The organism is Pseudomonas sp. A-RE-22 (assembly GCF_019956035.1).
Classification (GTDB): domain Bacteria; phylum Pseudomonadota; class Gammaproteobacteria; order Pseudomonadales; family Pseudomonadaceae; genus Aquipseudomonas; species Aquipseudomonas brassicacearum.
Genome location: NZ_JAHBCZ010000007.1, coordinates 104,853 through 123,667, shown reverse-complemented (window position 1 = coordinate 123,667; position 18,815 = coordinate 104,853). Strand labels below are relative to the sequence as shown.

At 59.8% G+C, this 18,815-nt stretch carries 18 protein-coding genes; 7 read left to right on the top strand and 11 right to left on the bottom strand.

Annotated elements, in window-relative coordinates; translation table 11 throughout:
- Window positions 1-421, bottom strand: a 421-nt coding sequence (locus KGA89_RS04725; RefSeq protein ID WP_317846399.1) for a POTRA domain-containing protein, incomplete at its 3' end; no start/stop codon positions are given.
- 223 nt (window positions 422-644) lie between these two features.
- On the opposite strand from KGA89_RS04725, the gene KGA89_RS04720 reads away from it, so the two are divergent.
- A complete protein-coding gene (locus tag KGA89_RS04720; protein ID WP_223470750.1) occupies window positions 645-920 on the top strand; it encodes a hypothetical protein in 276 nt (91 codons plus the stop codon).
- A 235-nt stretch (window positions 921-1,155) separates the two neighbouring features.
- Here the strand turns inward: KGA89_RS04720 and KGA89_RS04715 are convergent, their stop codons facing one another.
- The gene (locus tag KGA89_RS04715; RefSeq protein ID WP_003198936.1) at window positions 1,156-2,502 is read right to left on the bottom strand and encodes a DEAD/DEAH box helicase; all 1,347 of its coding nucleotides are present in this window, start codon (window positions 2,500-2,502) and stop codon (window positions 1,156-1,158) included.
- Window positions 2,503-2,695: 193 nt separating this feature from the next.
- On the opposite strand from KGA89_RS04715, the gene KGA89_RS04710 reads away from it, so the two are divergent.
- Entirely contained in the window at window positions 2,696-3,994 is a 1,299-nt protein-coding gene (locus tag KGA89_RS04710; RefSeq protein WP_069971078.1) for a mechanosensitive ion channel family protein, read from the top strand.
- A 111-nt stretch (window positions 3,995-4,105) separates the two neighbouring features.
- Here the strand turns inward: KGA89_RS04710 and KGA89_RS04705 are convergent, their stop codons facing one another.
- The 4 genes from KGA89_RS04705 to KGA89_RS04690 all read right to left on the bottom strand — a co-directional run bounded on the left by KGA89_RS04705 (window position 4,106) and on the right by KGA89_RS04690 (window position 8,347).
- A complete protein-coding gene (locus tag KGA89_RS04705) occupies window positions 4,106-4,972 on the bottom strand; it encodes a carboxylate/amino acid/amine transporter (protein WP_223470748.1) in 867 nt (288 codons plus the stop codon).
- Window positions 4,973-5,114: 142 nt separating this feature from the next.
- Window positions 5,115-6,983 (bottom strand): ATP-binding protein, encoded by a 1,869-nt coding sequence (locus KGA89_RS04700; RefSeq protein WP_223470746.1) that lies wholly within the window; start codon window positions 6,981-6,983, stop codon window positions 5,115-5,117.
- A 299-nt stretch (window positions 6,984-7,282) separates the two neighbouring features.
- Entirely contained in the window at window positions 7,283-7,882 is a 600-nt protein-coding gene (locus tag KGA89_RS04695; protein ID WP_003198927.1) for an FMN-dependent NADH-azoreductase, read from the bottom strand.
- A 150-nt stretch (window positions 7,883-8,032) separates the two neighbouring features.
- Window positions 8,033-8,347: a hypothetical protein gene (locus tag KGA89_RS04690; protein WP_003198925.1), complete on the bottom strand. Its 315-nt coding sequence runs from the start codon at window positions 8,345-8,347 to the stop codon at window positions 8,033-8,035.
- Between the two features lie 50 nt (window positions 8,348-8,397).
- Between KGA89_RS04690 and KGA89_RS04685 the strand changes: the two genes are divergently transcribed.
- The 5 genes from KGA89_RS04685 to aqpZ all read left to right on the top strand — a co-directional run bounded on the left by KGA89_RS04685 (window position 8,398) and on the right by aqpZ (window position 13,669).
- Window positions 8,398-9,321, top strand: a complete 924-nt coding sequence (locus KGA89_RS04685; RefSeq protein WP_003198924.1) for a LysR family transcriptional regulator — start codon at window positions 8,398-8,400, stop codon at window positions 9,319-9,321.
- Window positions 9,322-9,335: 14 nt separating this feature from the next.
- Entirely contained in the window at window positions 9,336-10,139 is an 804-nt protein-coding gene (locus KGA89_RS04680; RefSeq protein WP_223470745.1) for an alpha/beta fold hydrolase, read from the top strand.
- 4 nt (window positions 10,140-10,143) lie between these two features.
- Window positions 10,144-10,707 (top strand): peptidylprolyl isomerase A, encoded by a 564-nt coding sequence (locus KGA89_RS04675; RefSeq protein WP_003198920.1) that lies wholly within the window; start codon window positions 10,144-10,146, stop codon window positions 10,705-10,707.
- A gap of 83 nt (window positions 10,708-10,790) precedes the next feature.
- Window positions 10,791-12,623, top strand: a complete 1,833-nt coding sequence (locus KGA89_RS04670) for an ABC transporter ATP-binding protein (protein WP_003198918.1) — start codon at window positions 10,791-10,793, stop codon at window positions 12,621-12,623.
- Between the two features lie 356 nt (window positions 12,624-12,979).
- Window positions 12,980-13,669: an aquaporin Z gene (aqpZ, locus tag KGA89_RS04665; protein ID WP_028236988.1), complete on the top strand. Its 690-nt coding sequence runs from the start codon at window positions 12,980-12,982 to the stop codon at window positions 13,667-13,669.
- A gap of 16 nt (window positions 13,670-13,685) precedes the next feature.
- On the opposite strand, the gene KGA89_RS04660 is transcribed toward aqpZ, so the two are convergent.
- From KGA89_RS04660 to KGA89_RS04640, 5 genes are all read right to left on the bottom strand, one after another.
- Window positions 13,686-14,810, bottom strand: coding sequence for a GNAT family N-acetyltransferase (locus tag KGA89_RS04660; RefSeq protein ID WP_003198914.1), 1,125 nt, complete (start codon window positions 14,808-14,810; stop codon window positions 13,686-13,688).
- A 142-nt stretch (window positions 14,811-14,952) separates the two neighbouring features.
- Window positions 14,953-16,263, bottom strand: a complete 1,311-nt coding sequence (locus KGA89_RS04655) for an OprO/OprP family phosphate-selective porin (protein WP_003198912.1) — start codon at window positions 16,261-16,263, stop codon at window positions 14,953-14,955.
- A 227-nt stretch (window positions 16,264-16,490) separates the two neighbouring features.
- Window positions 16,491-16,727: an anti-sigma factor family protein gene (locus KGA89_RS04650; protein WP_003198910.1), complete on the bottom strand. Its 237-nt coding sequence runs from the start codon at window positions 16,725-16,727 to the stop codon at window positions 16,491-16,493.
- On the bottom strand, window positions 16,721-17,332 hold the full coding sequence (locus KGA89_RS04645) for an RNA polymerase sigma factor (protein ID WP_223470744.1): 612 nt from the start codon (window positions 17,330-17,332) through the stop codon (window positions 16,721-16,723). Before KGA89_RS04645 ends, KGA89_RS04650 begins: the two co-directional genes overlap by 7 nt.
- Before the next feature lie 193 nt (window positions 17,333-17,525).
- Window positions 17,526-18,647, bottom strand: a complete 1,122-nt coding sequence (locus KGA89_RS04640; RefSeq protein ID WP_223470743.1) for a beta-ketoacyl-ACP synthase III — start codon at window positions 18,645-18,647, stop codon at window positions 17,526-17,528.
- Between the last annotated feature and the right edge of the window lie 168 nt (window positions 18,648-18,815).

Below are 18,815 nucleotides of genomic sequence, written 5' to 3'. Positions count from 1 at the left end.
CGCCGGACAGGTCCTGTTGCGGCAGATAGGCACGACTGGTGACCAGGCCTTTTTCGATGTAAAGGTCGGTGATGACTTTGAGCAGTTCGTTAAGCTGCGGCACGCCCAGGCATTGGCCGATGTAGGGTTTGAGCAGGCGCTCGCGCTCGCCGGCGGAAAGACTGTCGGCGCCCTTGAGCTCGATGGTCTTGATAGGGAAGCAACGGGTATCGGCCGGTGCGGTCGGCTGGCTCGGCTTCGCCTCCTTGCCGGGCAAGTCCTTGAGTTCCTCCAGGCGCCGGCGCTGCTCTTCGAGCAAACGGTTCTGGCGCTCGCGAATCAGATCCGTGTCGCCAGGCGTGGGGGCGGCGTGAGCCAGGGTCAGCGGAGAAAGGCACAGCAAAGCCACGCACAACCTCGCCCAAAAGGCGGGTGAGGACATGTTCGATCCCTCGAGAAAAATGACATCAAAATAGTGGCGCGATACTAAAGAGCCATCATTTTGGCGTCAACTAAATGGATGGGGGCTTTGAAGCTATTGCGGGAACCATTCATCTGAAACCAGGGGGGCGGGGGATTGGCAGGCCACAGGCCCGCAAATGAACTTTCCCCCCAACCCCAGCCTCAACCCATTACCTGCCCAACAAGGAATCTGAGGCCCTGCCATGAAAACCCTCTTGAAACTCACCCTCGCCGCCACCCTCACCTGCGCCCTGCCCGCCTGGGCCACTTGTACGCCTGAGGAAGCGACTGCCAAGCGCGAACAACTGGCAAATGAAGTGACCAAACTCACCGAACAGAACCCGGCCAAGGCCAAGGAAATCAACGATGAGTTGCAGGCCATGGACCTGGAGACTGCCAGCAAGGATGTGCCGGATAAGTGCCAGCTGATTGATAAGCGCCTGGAAGAGCTGAAGAACGCGGAGAAGAAAGCGGGATGATTAGCCACAGCCGAGCCCAACCCGCTTTTGTGGCGAGGTTATTTGTGGGAGCAAGGTTTGCCCGCGATGAAGGCGATGCGGTCTTTCAGAAATCGAGGCGCCTGTGTCGCGAGCAAGCTTTGCTCCCACAAATGCCCATCGCCACAGGGGCCCTGCGCTGGACTTGAGTTTGAGTACTCACCCATAAAAAAACCGGACCCAAGGTCCGGTTTTTTCATACAACGCTAACGCCGACTCACTCAGCCGCCGGCGCCTCTGGCTTGCGGCGCTTGAGTGGGGCCATGCCGTCCTTGCTGACCAGCGACGGGGCGTCGGTCTTCGGGCGGTTGGCGGTCTTGCGTTTGGTCGGGGCCTTCGCGCCGGCCTTCTTCTTGTCGCCCTTGGCGTCGACCTTTTTCTTCTTCACACCAACGGCCTTGCCCGACGCCTTGACCTTTTTCGGTCCGCCGTACGTGCCTTTGACTTCCTTGATAGTGCGACGCTCGAAGCTCTGCTTGAGGTAGCGCTCGATGCTCGACATCAGGTTCCAGTCGCCGTGGCAGATCAGCGAGATCGCCAGGCCGTCGTTGCCGGCACGACCGGTCCGACCGATGCGGTGCACGTATTCATCGCCGCTGCGGGGCATGTCGAAATTGATGACCATGTCCAGGCCTTCCACGTCCAGGCCGCGAGCGGCGACGTCGGTGGCGACGAGGATCTTCACGCCGCCCTGCTTGAGGCGGTCGATGGCCAGCTTGCGGTCCTTCTGGTCTTTCTCGCCGTGCAGTACGAAAGCCTTGTATTCCTGGGCGACCAGGCGACCGTAGATGCGGTCGGCCATGGCCCGGGTGTTGGTGAACACAATGGCTTTTTCGTAGGTCTCGTTGGCCAGCAACCAGTTGACGATCTGCTCTTTATGCTGGTTGTGGTCCGCGGTGATGATCTGCTGGCGGGTGGTGGAGTTCAGCTGGCTGACCGCGTTGAGCTGCAAGTGCTCAGGGTTGTTCAGCACCTTGGCGATCATCTCGCGCAGGCCCGAGCCGCCGGTGGTGGCGGAGAACAGCATGGTCTGCTGACGGTTTGTGCATTCGTCCACCAGACGCTGCACGTCCTCGGCAAAGCCCATGTCCAGCATGCGGTCGGCTTCGTCCAGCACCAGCACTTCGACTTCCTTGAGGTCGAGGTTGCCAGCGTTCAACTGCTCGATCATCCGCCCTGGGGTGCCGATCAGAATGTCCGGCACCTTGCGCAACATGGCGGCCTGGACCTTGAAGTCTTCGCCGCCGGTGATCAGGCCGGACTTGATGAAGGTGAACTGCGAGAAGCGCTCCACTTCCTTCAAGGTCTGCTGGGCCAGTTCACGGGTTGGCAGCAGGATCAGGGTCTTGATGCTGACGCGGACCTTGGCTGGGCCGATCAGGCGGTTGAGGATCGGCAGCACGAACGCGGCGGTCTTGCCGCTGCCGGTTTGCGCCGTCACCCGCAGGTCACGCCCCTGGAGCGCGAGCGGAATAGCCGCTGCCTGCACCGGCGTTGGCTCGACAAATTTAAGCTCGGCCACGGCTTTGAGCAGGCGTTCGTGCAGGGCGAATTGGGAAAACACGGGTGCTACCTCGAAGAAATGCAAAAAAACAGCTGCATAGGGTAACGGTTTCGAGCGCGAAGGCCGAGTTTCTTTATACAAACGGCGGTAAATCAGTGCATTTTTATCAGCCGTTATTGCATCAACGGTCACTTGACCGGGCTTAAATGCTCTAATCGCACCGTCGCGTCTTTATAGAAGAACCGTTTCGTCCATGGACATCAAACAACTCTGGGTCAACCTCCAAGACCTCTGGGGTGCCCTTGACCAGCACCCGATCCTGCATTCCAGCCTAGCCCTGATGTTGCTGCTGGTCATCGCCCTGGTGCTTGGCCGTGTGGCGCGCTACCTGATCCTGCACGCTGCCAAGTTGCTGGGGCGCCAACCGGCCTTGAACTGGGTCAATGACCTGCGCCAGAACAAGGTCTTTCATCGCCTGGCGCAGATGACGCCGTCGCTGATCATCCAGTTCGGCCTGCACCTGGTGCCGGAGCTGAGCAAGACCAGCATGATTTTCCTGGGCAATGTCGCCCTGGCTTTCACCATCCTGTTCATGGTGCTGAGCCTCAGTGCCCTGCTCAGCGCCATGCTGGATGTCTACGCCCGCACCGAGCATGCACGTACCCGCTCGATCAAAGGCTACGTGCAACTGACGAAGATGGTGCTGTATGTGTTTGGCGCGATCATCATCGTTGCCACCCTGATCGACCGCTCGCCGCTGTTGCTGTTGTCGGGCCTGGGTGCGATGTCGGCGGTAATCCTGTTGGTCTACAAGGACACCCTGCTGTCGTTCGTCGCCAGCGTGCAATTGACCAGCAACGACATGCTGCGGGTCGGCGACTGGATCGAGATGCCCCAGGTCGGCGCCGACGGTGATGTGGTGGACATCACACTGCACACGGTCAAGGTGCAGAACTTCGACAAGACCATCGTCTCGATCCCCACATGGCGCCTGATGTCCGAGTCGTTCAAGAACTGGCGCGGCATGCAGCAGTCCGGCGGGCGGCGGATCAAGCGCAGCCTGTTCATCGACGCCAGCGGCGTGCGATTCCTGCACGACGAGGAAGAACAGCGCCTGACCCAGGTGCGCCTGCTGACCGACTACATCGGCCGCAAGCAGGCCGAACTCAAGGCCTGGAACGAGGCCCAGGGCAACGTCGCGGCGATGTCGGCCAACCGTCGGCGGATGACCAACCTGGGCACCTTCCGCGCTTATGCATTGGCGTATTTGAAAAGCCACGCAGAGATCCAGCCGAACATGACCTGCATGGTCCGGCAGTTGCAGACCACCGCCCAGGGCATCCCGCTGGAAATCTACTGCTTCACCCGCACCACAGCGTGGACCGACTACGAACGTATCCAGGGGGATATTTTCGATTACCTGCTGGCGGTGATGCCGGAGTTCGGGTTGAACCTGTACCAGCAGCCGAGCGGCACGGACCTGCGTTCGGGGCTGCTGCCGGCGGTGCTGGGGGCGAGCCACCTGCCGGAGCCGCAGAAGCAGGTGGTCTAAAGCCAACCCCTATTCCCCTGTGGGAGCGAGCTTGCTCGCGATAGCGGTGTGTCAGAAACATAAATGCTGACTGATACTCCGCTATCGCGAGCAAGCTCGCTCCCACAGTGTTCAGGGCGAAGGCTGAGGTTGGCGTACCCCCAACCGGCTGATCCACACCGCCGCCAATATCACCGACCCACCCAGCAGCAACCGCCCCAGTGCCTCGTGCTGGTTCCAGATCAGCAGGTTCACCAGTAGCCCCACCGGCACATGCAGGTTGTTCATCACCGCCAGCGTACCGCCATTGACCAGGCACGCGCCCTTGTTCCACCAGTACAGCCCCAACGCGGTGGAGACCAGGCCGAGGAACACCAGCACGCCCCATTGCAGCGGCGCTTCAGGCCAGAAGTTGGTCTTGCCGAACAGCAGGAAAGCCGGCAACGCCACCATCAGCGCACCAAGATAGAAATAACCGAAGCGCCGGTAATGCGGCAGGTCGCTCGGGTGGCGGGCCACCAGGTGTTTGTAGAGCACCTGACCAGCCGCATAAGTGAAGTTGGCCAGTTGCAGCAGCAAGAAGCCCATGAAGAAATCCGGGTTGATCCGGTCGTAGCGAATCACCGCCGCACCGGCCACGGCCACCAGCGCCGCAATCAGCGCCCAGGGATTGAAGCGACGGTTCAGCGCGTCTTCGATCAAGGTCACGTGCAGGGGCGTCAGGATGGTGAAAAGCAGCACCTCGGGCACCGTCAGCACTCGAAAGCTCAGGTACAGGCAGACGTAGGTCACGCCGAACTGCAAGGCGCCGATCAACAACATGCCGCGCATGAACACCGGCTCCACCTGGCGCCAGCGCGTCAGCGGAATGAACACCAGCCCGGCCAGCAACACCCGCACCAGTACCGCGAAATAACTGTCCACATGCCCGGCCAGGTACTCGCCGATCAGGCTGAAGGAAAACGCCTGGATCAATGTCACAAAAAGTAGATAGCCCATACCGCCCCTCGTTTCGAATGGCGGCGAAGATAGCGGTTTTGAACGGTGGGAGCGAGCTTGCTGGCGATGGCGGAGTGTCAGTCAGCCTCTGTATTTCTGACCCACCGCCATCGCCAGCAAGCTCGCCCCCACAGATTCCCCGCTAACTTGGAATTTCATCCACGACCCAAGAAGTGGCCTGAGGCTGGTGCCGATGGCTGGCGGCACGCTGAAGCACTCGGGTCAGCGCCTGGAAGTTTGCCGGTTTGGTCAAGATGTCATCGGCACCAGCAGCCCTGAAACGCTCTATCTCGCGGGAAAAAACACTCGCGGTGAATGCGACGATGTAGCAAGTATCACCCTGGGGCAATTCGCGGATCCTACGCACAGCCTCCATCCCATCCATCACGGGCATGTTGATATCCATCAGAATGATCGCTGGCATCGAAGCCATGCAACGATTGACCGCCTCCAGGCCATCTGACGCAAGGTCGGGTGCATAACCCAACTCTTGTAGCATCGCCATGGCCACTTTCTGGCTCACCGGATGGTTCTCCACCAGAAGGATATCGAGCGGATAATCCTCGGCAAAAGACGAGTCGAAGCCAACCGCCGCATGATCATCCTTGATGGGTATTTCCGAGACTGAAAAAAGCGCCAGGGGGAGAGAGAAGGAGAATGTCGAGCCGACACCAGGCTCGCTGGTGAACGATAAAGTCCCCTGCTGCGCCTCAAGCAGGTTCTTACAGATGGAAAGACCCAACCCACTCCCAGTGAAGCGTTGACTGGCCGGCCCTTTGAACTGGGCAAAGGGCTTGAACAGATTGTCTTGCTGTTCCGTGGGGATACCGATGCCGGTATCGCGTATGGAGAAGTCGAGCCACGCTTGGGAGCCGTAGCCGCTGGTGGTGACCAGGAGCGATATTTTTCCGACTTCGGTAAATTTGCCCGCATTGCCCAGCAAGTTGATCAATATCTGGCGAAGGCAATCCATATCGGTTTTGACCAAAGGCGGTACGTCCGGGGAAAACTGCGCCTCCAGCACGATGGGTTTGTCCTGGATATTTTGTCGGATTAGTTCCATACAGGATGAAACCAGTGCTCTCACTTCGAAAACACGAGGTTTCAATTCAAGTTTGCCTGCTTCGATCTTGGCAAGGTCGAGAATGTTATCGATAAGAGACAGCAGGGTCCGTCCACTGGAATGAATCGTTGTAAGAAGACGGCGTTGCTCGGGATCCAGGGCAGACCGGGCCAGTAATTCGGTCGCACCAATGACACCGTACATCGGGGTGCGAATTTCATGACTCATGGTTGCCAGAAAGCTGGTTTTTGAACGATCAGCGTCCTCGGCGGCATTTTTCGCCTGATTCAATACCTGCTCATTGACCCGCAATTGCTGCAGATGAGTGCGCATGCGCAAAAGGAGGAGAGCGAGAAATACCAGGATGGCCAGGATGATGTGGTAAAGGGAGTCATGATTAAGTTGTTGGTAGTAGTCCGCCAAGGTAATTTCCGCCCCGACAACATACACCGTACCGTCTTGTGATTTTAACGGGACAAAGACCGCGCGAAAATCACCCCAATGATCCGAATAGTCGATCCAGGTTGGCTCGGTGCGCTTAAAACTATCGAGTAAAGTCTGGCTGGCATCGGGATAAGGGTCGAAAAAACGCACGAAATTCTTCTCTTGAATTTCTTTTTTCGATGCACTGGAACTGATCAGGTAGGCCTTTGCATCTCGCTTGATCACGCTATAGACAAAAGCAGTACCCATGGACTCGTTGAAGCCGGAAAGCCGCTGGATGGTATCCCAGTCCTGCGCTTGCGATTTGGATTGTTTATCGACCAGGTTGTCATGGTAACGGTCGCCGAGGATGGCTGAAGCGCCCAGCGCGGCATGCAGCAATTTATTATTGATGTTGTCAGTGAGGACGCTTTGCGTCTCGACATAGAGGTAGTAGATATAGCCACTTGCCCCTATGAGATAGGCCAGGAATAAAGCCCATGTTTTCCGTCTGACTTTGAACATATCACAGTCTCCCTACTGTAATTGCGCGCATAAATTACCACAGCAGGCATCGAGAGACTTGCCAAATCCGGGAGAAGCCTGGGCCTGCACATCTTCCACCCCTCAAGGCTTTAAGGGCCGCTCATCTTAAAGGATCGTTGTTTCCATTTCCCCAAAAAAAAGCCCGATCTCGCTAACGCGTTCAATCGGGCTGATGCACTCAGGAGCAATAAGTGCAAAGGGAGGTTCGATGCGCAAAACGGTTTGAAGGGAAGCGCCAAGTCACTAGACCACCTGGCGATTATCCGAGGATTAACGGATCAGGCGACCTGCGCCAGTTTGGCGTTGGCCTGATTCAGGCCTTTCTCCTGGAAGTCGCCGCCCAGGTTCATGCCCTCGGCATGGATGAAGGTCACGTCGTGGATCCCGATGAAGCCCATCACCTGGCGCAGGTAGGGTTCTTGATGGTCAGAGCTGCCGCCAGCGTGAATGCCACCACGGGCGGTGAGCACGAAAGCGCGCTTGTCGGCCAGCAGGCCTTGAGGACCGGTGGGGGTGTATTTGAACGTCACGCCGGCACGCAGCACGTGGTCGAGCCAGGCTTTCAGGGTGCTGGGGATGGCGAAGTTGTACATCGGCGCAGCCATCACCAGTACGTCGGCGGCCAGCAGTTCATCGGTCAGTTGGTTGGAGCGTTCCAGCGAGGCGTTTTCAACGTCGCTGCGCTGCTCGGCCGGCTTCATCCAGCCCCCCAGCAGATTGGCATCCAGATGCGGCACCGGATTGATGGCCAGGTCGCGAACGCTGATTTCGTCGGCCGGGTGCGCCGCTTTCCACTGGCTGATAAAGGTCTGGGTCAGTTGACGGGACACCGAGTCTTGCTGGCGGGCACTGCTTTCGATGATCAGAACGCGGGACATGGCTTGTAGGCTCCATCTGAGAATGTTGTCAGTCGATGGAGTGAAGATTAAACGCGAGCATATCGATGAAAAAGCGCAAATAACTGCTGTAAAGCATCGATAAATTCGTTTATAAGCGGAGCAAGCAATATTGCCTGCCCCACTGCAGGGCTATTTCGGCTGACAGGTCAGCTTGATGCGCAGCTTGATGATGTTGCGGTTGAACTTGGCCGTGGCGTTCTTGAACTTGCCGGCGGCGACTTCGATCTTGCGGGTGCGAGGTGCTTCAGGGCCATTGCTGAAGACCACGGTACAAGCCGCGTCGGTGCTGCCGTAGTTGTTGACCTGGATGGAACCGATATCGGCATCGGTGTCATAGGCGTTGTAGTCGATGCTCAGGCCGTTGAGGTGTTTTTCCACATCGATCGGGTAGGCAAACGCAGTCAGTGGCAGCAAGGCCAGCACCACACAACAGATTTTCTTCATTCGGCAGTCTCCACCAAGGGACTGCCAGCTTAGGACAAGAGGAGCTCGACATGAAAGCGCCCCGCGTGACCCTTGATCAATGGCGCACCTTGCAGGCCGTGGTCGACCACGGTGGCTTCGCCCAGGCCGCTGAAGTGCTGCATCGCTCCCAGTCGTCAGTGAGCTACACCGTGGCCCGCATGCAGGATCAGCTCGGCGTACCGTTGCTGCGCATCGATGGTCGCAAGGCCGTGCTGACCGAGGCCGGCGGCGTACTGCTGCGCCGTTCCCGGCAACTGGTGAAACAGGCCAGCCAACTGGAAGACCTGGCCCACCACATGGAGCAAGGCTGGGAAGCGGAAGTGCGCCTGGTGGTCGACGCGGCCTACCCCAACGCCCGCCTCGTTCGCGCCTTGACGGCGTTCATGCCACAAAGCCGTGGCTGCCGGGTGCGGCTGCGCGAAGAAGTGTTGTCGGGTGTCGAAGAAGTGCTGCTCGAAGGCGTGGCCGACCTGGCCATCAGCAGCTTCAGCATTCCTGGCTATCTGGGGGCAGAATTGAGCGACGTTGAATTCGTCGCGGTGGCCCATCCCGAACACGCCCTGCATCGCCTCAACCGCGAGCTGACGTTCCAGGATCTGGAGAGCCAGTTGCAAGTGGTGATCCGCGACTCCGGACGCCAGCAACCTCGCGACGTGGGTTGGCTCGGCGCCGAGCAGCGCTGGACCGTCGGCAGCCTGGCCACCGCCGCGACCTTCGTAGGCAGCGGCCTGGGCTTCGCCTGGCTGCCCCGGCACATGATTGAGCGGGAACTCAAGGAAGGCACGCTTAAACAGCTACCCTTGGATCAGGGCGGCAGCCGCAACCCGAGCTTCTATCTGTATTCGAACAAGGAAAAACCCCTGGGCCCGGCCACGCAGATCCTGATCGAACTGCTGCGCACCTTCGACACCGCGCCACTGGATGCGCCGTTCGCAGCCCCTGAACAAGCCTGACAAGGAGTTCACCGATGGCCTATTTCGAGCACGAAGGTTGCAACCTGCACTACGAGGAATACGGCCACGGCACGCCCTTGGTATTGGTCCACGGGCTGGGTTCCAGTACCCAGGATTGGGAAAAACAGATCCCGGTGCTGTCCACCCACTATCACCTGATCGTGGTGGATGTGCGCGGCCACGGCCGCTCCGACAAGCCGCGCGGGCGCTACAGCATCGAAGGTTTCAGCGCCGACCTGAGCGCCCTGATCGAACACCTGGGCCTGGGCCCGGTGCATCTGGTGGGCTGGTCCATGGGCGGCATGATCTGTTTTCAACTGGCAGTGGATGACCCCGGACGGCTCAAGAGCCTGTGCATCGTCAACAGCGCGCCCGAAGTCAAAGTCCGCACGCCCGACGATTGCTGGCAATGGTTCAAGCGCTGGAGCCTGATGCGCCTGCTCAGCCTGGAAACCATCGGCAAGGCCCTCGGCGCCAAGTTGTTCCCCAAGCCCGAACAAACCGAGTTACGCCTGGAAATGGCCCGGCGCTGGGCAAAGAACGACAAACGTGCTTATCTCGCCAGCTTCGATGCGATCGTAGGCTGGGGCGTTCAGGAACGACTTTCGCAGGTTGCCTGTCCAACCCTCGTCATCTGCGCCGACCACGACTACACCCCGGTGGCGCTGAAAGAAGCCTATGTAAAACTGCTGCCCGACGCACGGCTGGTGGTCATCGCCGATTCACGGCACGCTACCCCGCTGGATCAATCCGAACGCTTCAACCAAACCCTGCTCGACTTTTTGACCGCAACCGATTCCACCACTCAGGATCACTGACCCCATGCTGAAAAAAATCGCCCTTGCCGCCGGCACCGTACTGTTTGCCGCCAACCTGATGGCTGCGACACCCGCCAAGGCACCGCATGTATTACTGGACACCACCAACGGCCAGATCGAAATCGAACTGGACCCGGTCAAGGCCCCCATCAGTACCAAGAACTTCCTTGAGTACGTAGACAGCGGCTTCTACAACAACACGATTTTTCACCGCGTGATCCCGGGCTTCATGGCCCAGGGCGGCGGCTTTACCCAACAGATGCAGCAAAAAGACACCAAGGCACCGATCAAGAACGAAGCCAGCAATGGCCTGCACAACGTTCGCGGCACCTTGTCGATGGCGCGCACCTCCAACCCGGACTCGGCCACCAGCCAGTTCTTCATCAACGTGGCCGACAACGCGTTCCTCGACCCGGGCCGTGACGCCGGTTACGCGGTGTTCGCCAAAGTGGTCAAGGGCATGGACGTAGTGGACATCATCGTCAACTCCCAGACCACGACCAAACAAGGCATGCAAAACGTGCCGATCGACCCTGTGCTCATCAAGTCGGCCAAGCGCGTCGACTGAAGAGGCACACGGCAAGCCTGGGTGGCGCGGTGATCCCCCGCCGCCCATAGCAAAAAGGAGAGCCCTTGCCAGGGCATTGACTGATGGTTTATCGCCGTTTCGAAACACTGATCGATATCTTCCGCGACGCCCCGACCTCGGCCCCACCGAACCGCGTCCTGCCCTTCTACACCTATTACCTGAAACAGGTCTGGCCCAGCTTCGCCGTACTGCTGGTGGTCGGCCTGATCGGCGCCCTGATCGAAGTGGCGCTGTTCAGCTACCTGAGCCGCATCATCGACCTGACCCAGGGCACGCCCAATGTGGACTTCTTCAAGGTCCATGGCCTGGAGCTGGCCTGGATGGCCGTGGTGGCGCTGATCTTCCGGCCGATCTTCGTGGCCCTGCATGACCTGCTCGTGCACCAGACCCTGAGCCCCAGCATGACCAGCCTGATTCGCTGGCAGAACCACAGCTACGTGCTCAAGCAGAGCCTGAATTTCTTCCAGAACGACTTCGCCGGGCGCATCGCCCAGCGCATCATGCAGACCGGCAACTCCCTGCGTGACTCGGCGGTTCAGGCCGTGGATGCCCTGTGGCACGTGCTGATCTACGCCGTCAGTTCCCTGGTGCTGTTCGCCGAAGCCGACTGGCGCCTGATGATCCCGCTGCTGATGTGGATTGCCGCCTACATCGGCGCACTCTGCTATTTCGTGCCACGGGTCAAGGAGCGCTCGGTGGTGTCGTCCGATGCCCGCTCCAAACTGATGGGGCGGATCGTCGATGGCTACACCAACATCACCACCCTCAAGCTGTTCGCCCATACCAATTTCGAACAGCAATACGCCCGCGAAGCCATCCAGGAGCAGACCGAAAAAGCCCAGTTGGCTGGCCGGGTCGTGACCAGCATGGACCTGGTCATCACCAGCATGAACGGGCTGCTGATCGTCGGCACCACCGCGCTGGCATTGTGGCTCTGGACCCAGTCGCTGATCAGCGTCGGCGCCATCGCGTTGGCCACCGGGCTGGTGATACGCATCGTCAACATGTCCGGCTGGATCATGTGGGTCGTCACCGGCATCTTCGAAAACATCGGCATGGTCCAGGATGGTTTGCAGACCATCGCCCAGCCGGTCAGTGTCACCGACCGCGATCAGGCCAAGCCTCTGGCCGTGGCCCGGGGCGAGGTGCGTTTCGAGCACGTGGATTTCCACTATGGCAAGAAAAGTGGCGTGATCGGCGACCTCAACCTGACCATCAAGCCCGGCGAGAAAATCGGCCTGATCGGCCCGTCCGGCGCGGGTAAATCCACCTTGGTCAACCTGCTGCTGCGCCTCTATGACGTGCAAGGCGGGCGCATTCTCATCGATGGCCAGGACATCGCCGAAGTCGGCCAGGAAAGCCTGCGCGAACGCATCGGCATGATCACCCAGGACACGTCGCTGCTGCATCGTTCGATTCGCGAGAACCTGCTCTACGGCAAACCCGACGCCACCGATGCGCAACTCTGGGAAGCCGTGCGCAAGGCCCGGGCCGATGAGTTCATCCCACTGCTGTCGGACGCCGAAGGCCGCACCGGCTTCGATGCCCATGTGGGTGAGCGCGGCGTGAAACTGTCCGGCGGCCAGCGCCAGCGCATCGCTATCGCGCGGGTACTGCTCAAGGACGCGCCGATCCTGATCATGGACGAAGCGACGTCAGCGCTGGACTCGGAAGTCGAGGCGGCGATCCAGGAAAGCCTCGAGACCTTGATGCAAGGCAAGACCGTGATCGCCATCGCCCACCGCCTCTCCACCATCGCCCGGATGGACCGATTGGTGGTGCTGGAGAATGGCCGCATCGCCGAAACCGGCAGCCATGCCGAACTGCTGGCCCATGGCGGGTTGTATGCCCGATTGTGGCAGCATCAGACCGGGGGGTTTGTGGGGATCGACTGAGCTTCTACAGACAGGTGGTGTGGGATCGTGTGGGAGCAAGACTTGCCCGCGATGAAGATAACGCGGTCTCCCGGATGGCCCGAGGCGCCTGCATCGCGAGCAAGCTTTGCTCCCACAGCCCAGTGTCCGAGCGCCATTCTGAAAAATTCTGTCCAGGATCCATTTAGCCCGCACCGCAACGACATACTCCCCCTCGACCACGGCCAAAACCGCCACCGTCCATGACGCTGGCGGTTTTTTTGTCGCTGGATTTGTTGCAGCACTCTGCTGTACTCAGCCCAGGTTCTGGAGATGAACCTGTCGTAATACTGCTGGATGCATAACCGATTATCACGACTGTTTTATCAAGGAAGCTTATGTCTTTACTCAAACGTTCAACGACTGAGTTGTTGGGTACGTTCTGGCTGGTATTGGGCGGCTGCGGCAGCGCGGTATTGGCCGCCTCCGGGATTGGCGTGCTGGGGGTTGCCCTGGCGTTCGGCCTGACGGTGTTGACCATGGCATTCGCCATCGGGCATATCTCGGGTTGCCACCTGAACCCGGCGGTGTCGGTGGGCTTGTACGTGGGCGGGCGGTTTCCGGCCAGGGAGTTGCCTGCCTACATCGTTGCCCAAGTCATAGGGGGTGTACTGGCCGCCGCATTGATCTACTTCATCGCCAGCGGCAAGGAAGGCTTTGACCTGGCCGCGTCCGGCCTGGCAGCGAACGGTTATGGCGAGCATTCGCCGGGTGGGTATTCGATGGCGACCGGTTTTGTCACCGAGCTGGTCATGACGGCAATGTTCATCCTGATCATCCTCGGCGCCACCGATAAACGCGCGCCCGCCGGGCTGGCACCGATTGCCATCGGCCTGGCCCTGACGCTCATTCACCTGATCTCGATTCCGGTCACCAACACGTCCGTCAACCCGGCCCGCAGTACCGGTCCGGCGCTGATTGTCGGTGGCTGGGCCATCGAGCAACTGTGGCTGTTCTGGGTAGCGCCGCTGCTGGGTGCCGTCATCGGCGGTGTCTCGTACCGCTGGCTGGGCCAGGAAAACCGCTGAGTCACACCCGCGAAAATCAGCACTGCCGATAAGGCAGTGCTGTTTTCGCCTCTTCGGCATACGCCAGCACACCCTCCTGTTCCCGGGCGAGAAAATCTTCGACCGCCGCTTTCAAACCAGGGTGGCGCAGGTAATGCCATGAGCGGGTAATCACCGGCTCGAACCCGCGAATCAATTTGTGCTCACCCTGGGCACCGGCGTCAAAACGCTGCAAGCCATGGGCAATCGCGTAGTCCATGCCTTGATAGAAACAGGTCTCGAAGTGCAGGCGGTCGAACTCCGCCAGACAGCCCCAATAACGTCCGTAGAAACTGTCGCCACCCACCAGGCTGAACGCCATCGCCACCGGCCGCGAACCTTGCTTGGCCAGCACCACGCGAATGGCCTCGGGCATGCGTTCGGCCAGCAGGCTGAAAAACGCTCGGGTCAAGTAAGGCGCCTGCCGTCGTATCGCGTAGGTGTTGGCGTAACAGGCGTAGACAAAATCCCACTGCGCCTCGTCCAACTGATGACCTTCGAGCCATTCGAACGCGATGCCCTGCCCCGCCACTTGCTCACGCTCCTTGCGCATCTGCTTGCGCTTGCGGGAACTGAGCGCATCGAGAAAATCCTGGAAGTCGCGATAACCGCGATTCTGCCAGTGATACTGGCAGCCGATCCGCTGCAGCCAGCCTTCTTGCCCGGCAAGCGCCGCGTCGGTGAAGGCATCGGTGAAGTTGATGTGGGCACTGGAAAGCCCTTCGATCTCCAGGTACCCCGGCAAGCTGCCCAGCAGCTCCAGGCCATCTTCCCCGCGCGCCGCCAGCAACCGCGGGCCACTGACCGGGCTGAACGGCACCGCCGTCAACAGCTTGGGGTAATAGTCGATGCCAGCGCGGGCGCAAGCGTCGGCCCAGGCGTGGTCGAACACGTATTCGCCGTAGGAATGCCACTTGCGGTAACTGGGCAAGGCCGCCAGCAGATGACCGTCTTCAATGTGCAGCAAATGCTCGGCTTGCCAACCGGATTGCGGGCCCAGGCTGGCACTGTCTTCCAGGGTGCTCAGGAAGGCGTGGCGCAGGAACGGTTGATTGGCGGGCACCAGCGCGTCCCACTCGGGCGGCGCGATGGCGGACAGGCTGTCCAAGACGTGAAGCGGCATGCGATTCCTCGATAGCCAGACGACGGATGGAGCGAGTATCGCCGATCCTGACCGGGCGCACATAAAAAAACCCCGCCAGAGGCGGGGTTCAAAGGAGCGCTTTAACGGATGAAGTCAGAGCGGTGTATCAAGTCAACGCGATTTAGAACACGTACTGGGCACGCATCACAAAACCGTCGCCATCGTCGTCGCCATTGGCGTTGGTGACTTTGTCGGTCTTGGCCTTGATGTAGGCAGCGGAGATTTTCACCGCTTCGTTGGCGTACCAGTTCACGCCCAGGTTGTGCACCTTGGCTTCGGCATCGCCTACTTCACGAGTCGCCGAGGCAGTGGTGATGTTGTCGTCTTCGACGGTCATGCTGTCGAAGCGGTAGAACACTTCCCAGGCGCCGATGGATTTGTTCTGAGGCTTGATCGCGTCAAACTTGCCGACTTTATAGCCGCGGGATTCACCGGTGAGGGTGTAGGCACCCTGGACGTAGAAGCCGTGGCCTTTGATGTCTTCGAAGGCGGCGCTGTCAGCCTTGGTCTTGCGGGAGATGTACTCACCCTGGATCGACGCAGGACCCATGGCGAAAGCGGCTTCCAGGCCGAAGGCGGTGTCAGTGTCGTACGAACCGGCCGGCGAGTTGTTGGCGCCGCCCAGGACCGGACGGTTGCCGTTAGGGCCGGCGTCGTTGCCACCCAGGGTTTCAACGCCACGCATGCCCAGGCGGGAGCGGTAACGTGCGTCGAACGCGGTGTCCGAAACGTCACGCGAGGCCACGTTCAAACCGAAGTGCAGCACGTTGCCGGCTTCGTGCATCGGTGCGAATACAAAGCGACCGTTGACTTGCTTGACGCTGTCGCCGTCGGTGTCGTCGGTGTCCTTGCTGAACACGCCAGCCGAGGCATAGAACGAATCGGCGAAGGTGCTGGAAGCCTGGATGCCCAGGCCGTTCTGATGGCTGTTGGCCCAGTCGATCAGGTCGTAGGCGGCGTTACGCTCAGGTGCAGTCACCCACTTGGAGCTGGTGGCTTTTTCCAGGCCGAAATCGGGGTCAAAACGACCGACCTTGATCGAGACCGGCTTGAAGCCGTTATAGGCCAGGGACGCTTCGTCGAAGTAGCCGTTATCGGAGTCGCCACTGTTGTGGGACATGTCGTAGTTGATGGTGTAGGCCCAATCCGTGTACAGCACGCCGGACAGTTCCAGGAAGGCGCGACGGATGTAAGCGGCGTCGGCCGATTTACCGTTGTCGGTGTAGATACCATCGAACTGGCTGTAGTCAGCCTGCAGACGACCACCGAGCTTGAAGCTGAACTCTTTGTCAGTGGTAGCGACCTCAAGGCCGCCCTTGGTTTTGACTACGATATCGGCGCCATCGGTAGTGACGGTGCCGGCGAAAGCCTGGGCGGTTACTGCCATTGCCAGTGCGCTGGCGGCAACACCTGCGAAGTGCTTGCGGATCATCGAAGAATTCCCCTGTTGGTAGTCTATGCGTTAGAAAACACGCGGAACTGGGCCCGCTGGTGTTGGGAGGGGATCTTGGCGATGGGTTGTGTCAGGCGAGTTGCTATCACATAAAGATTTTATGACAGCGGAACTTTTTACTTCGAATGGGAATAACAAATCCAGCCATGGAGAACCTGTGGGAGCGAGCTTGCTCGCTCCCACAGGGGGTTGGTGTATATCGCGGTTTAGCGGATGTTTCTGCGGCGCTCGGCGGCGAGTTTCTCGGCGAGGTGATCCAGGTCGGGGATCGGCGGTTGCGGCAGTTTCCTGAGGGTCGCCTGCATCAGGCGCATCTGGCGGATAAAACGCCGGCAGTTGGGGCAGAACATCAGGTGATGACGCACCATCAGGCGTTCACGAAAACTTAACTGGCCGTCGAGATAATCGCTGGAGCGCGCCACTTGTTCCTTGCAGGTCAGCATTCGCCGGTTTCCTCGAAATGTTCAACGGTCGCGAAGACTTTCAGCCGGGCGCGATGCAACAGCACTCGCACATTGGAGAGCGAAATATCCAGAAGATTACAGATTTCTTCCAGCTCCAGCCCCTGGCGTTCCCGCAGGTTCAGCACGCTGCCTTGCAGTTCCGACAGGCTGAGCAATGTGTGCTCCAGGCAATCGCGTAATTCCTCCATCGTGAGCAGCGCCTCAGGCGTGTCCTGGTGCCAGGCGAACGGCGCCAGCAGCCAATGACCATCGGCGGCGAAACGATCATCGCCGAGGATGCCATGGGGTGACGGCAGATCGTCGAGCAACACCTCCCGACGGTTCTGCTTGTAGCGCCCCTTGGCGGCGTTGGCGGTGATGGTCAGCAGCCAGGTCTTGAGGCTGGAACGCCCCTGGAACCCACTGAGATTGCGCACCACCGACAGCCACGCGTCCTGCACCACTTCGTCGACATGGCGACTGCCGACGATGGCATAGGCCACGGCGCGCATCGGGCTCTGGTAGGCGCTGACCAGTTCCCTGTAGGCCTGCTGCTCACCGGCCAGGAGACGTTGGAGCAGGAGGCTGTCATCGGTGACCGTCATTCAATGCCCTATTGCTGGATAGATCGCGGTTGTGGCGGGGACTTATGTGGGAGCAAGGCTTGCCCGCGATGAAGGTGACGCGGTCTTCCGGGAAACCGAGGCGCCTGCATCGCGAGCAAGCTTTGCTCCCACAGGTTCCACAAGCCATAGGCCATAGGCCAGCAGGAATAAATCCTCTGGCCGCTAAAGTGGATCAACGCTTGCGCAAAATCACGCTGCCAATCGAATAACCGGCGCCGAACGAACTGAGCACGGCGACCGAGCCGCTGGGCAGGTCATCCTGGTATTTGTGGAACGCAATCACCGAACCGGCCGAACTGGTGTTGGCGTAGCGGTCGAGGATCACCGGTGCTTCCTCTTCGGTGGCTTCGCGCCCCAGCAGTTTGCGCACGATCAAGTGGTTCATGCTCAGGTTGGCCTGGTGCAGCCAGAAGCGCTTCACCTCGCCTACGTTCAGCTGGTTTTCTTCCAGGTGAGCGCCGATCAGCTCGGCCACCATCGGGCAGACGTCGCGGAACACCTTGCGGCCTTCCTGGACGAACAACTTGTCGCGGCTACCGGCGCCCTCTTGCGAGGCGCGGTTGAGGAAGCCGAAGTTGTTGCGGATGTTGTTGGAGAACTTGGTCAGCAGCTTGGTGCTGACCACGTCGAACTGGTACGGCGAAGTCGCCAGGTCCGCCCGCTCGATGATCACGGCGGTGGCCGCGTCGCCGAAGATGAAGTGGCTGTCGCGATCGCGGAAGTTCAGGTGACCGGTGCACACTTCCGGGTTGACCATCAGGATCGCCCGGGCCTGGCCCAGTTGCACGCTGTTGGCCGCTGCCTGGATGCCGAAAGTGGCCGAGGAACAGGCCACGTTCATGTCGAAACCGAAACCTTCGATACCCAGGGCTTCCTGGACCTCGATGGCGATGGCCGGATACGGGCGCTGCAGGTTGGAACAGGCGACGATCACCCCGTCGATGTCGGCGACGGTGCGGCCGGCGCGCTCCAGGGCCTGCTTCGCGGCACCGATGGCCATTTCGCACAGCACCGACCACTCGTCGTTGGAGCGCTCGGGCAAGCGTGGGGTCATGCGTTGTGGATCGAGAATACCGTCCTTGTCCATGACAAAGCGGCTCTTGATGCCGGAGGCCTTTTCGATGAACGCCGCGTTGGATTCGGTCAAGGCCTCGACTTCACCGCGCGCGATGGCGTCGGCGTTGTCGGCGTTGAATTGCGCGACATAGGTATTGAAAGATTGCACCAGCTCTTCGTTGGAGATGCTGTTGGCCGGGGTGTACAGGCCGGTGCCGCTGATGACGACGTTATGCATGGTCGTGTCTCTGATCTGTTCAGGCAGAAAGCATTGGCACCGACGTACCAATACACAAAGGGACTTTTCCCATCCGGGGAAGCAGCCCTGGCATCGCTTTATTCCGATCCGCCCGGGGCATTGAAGCTCAAAACCACGGGACCGGCATTTATAGCCGCGAAGTTTGCC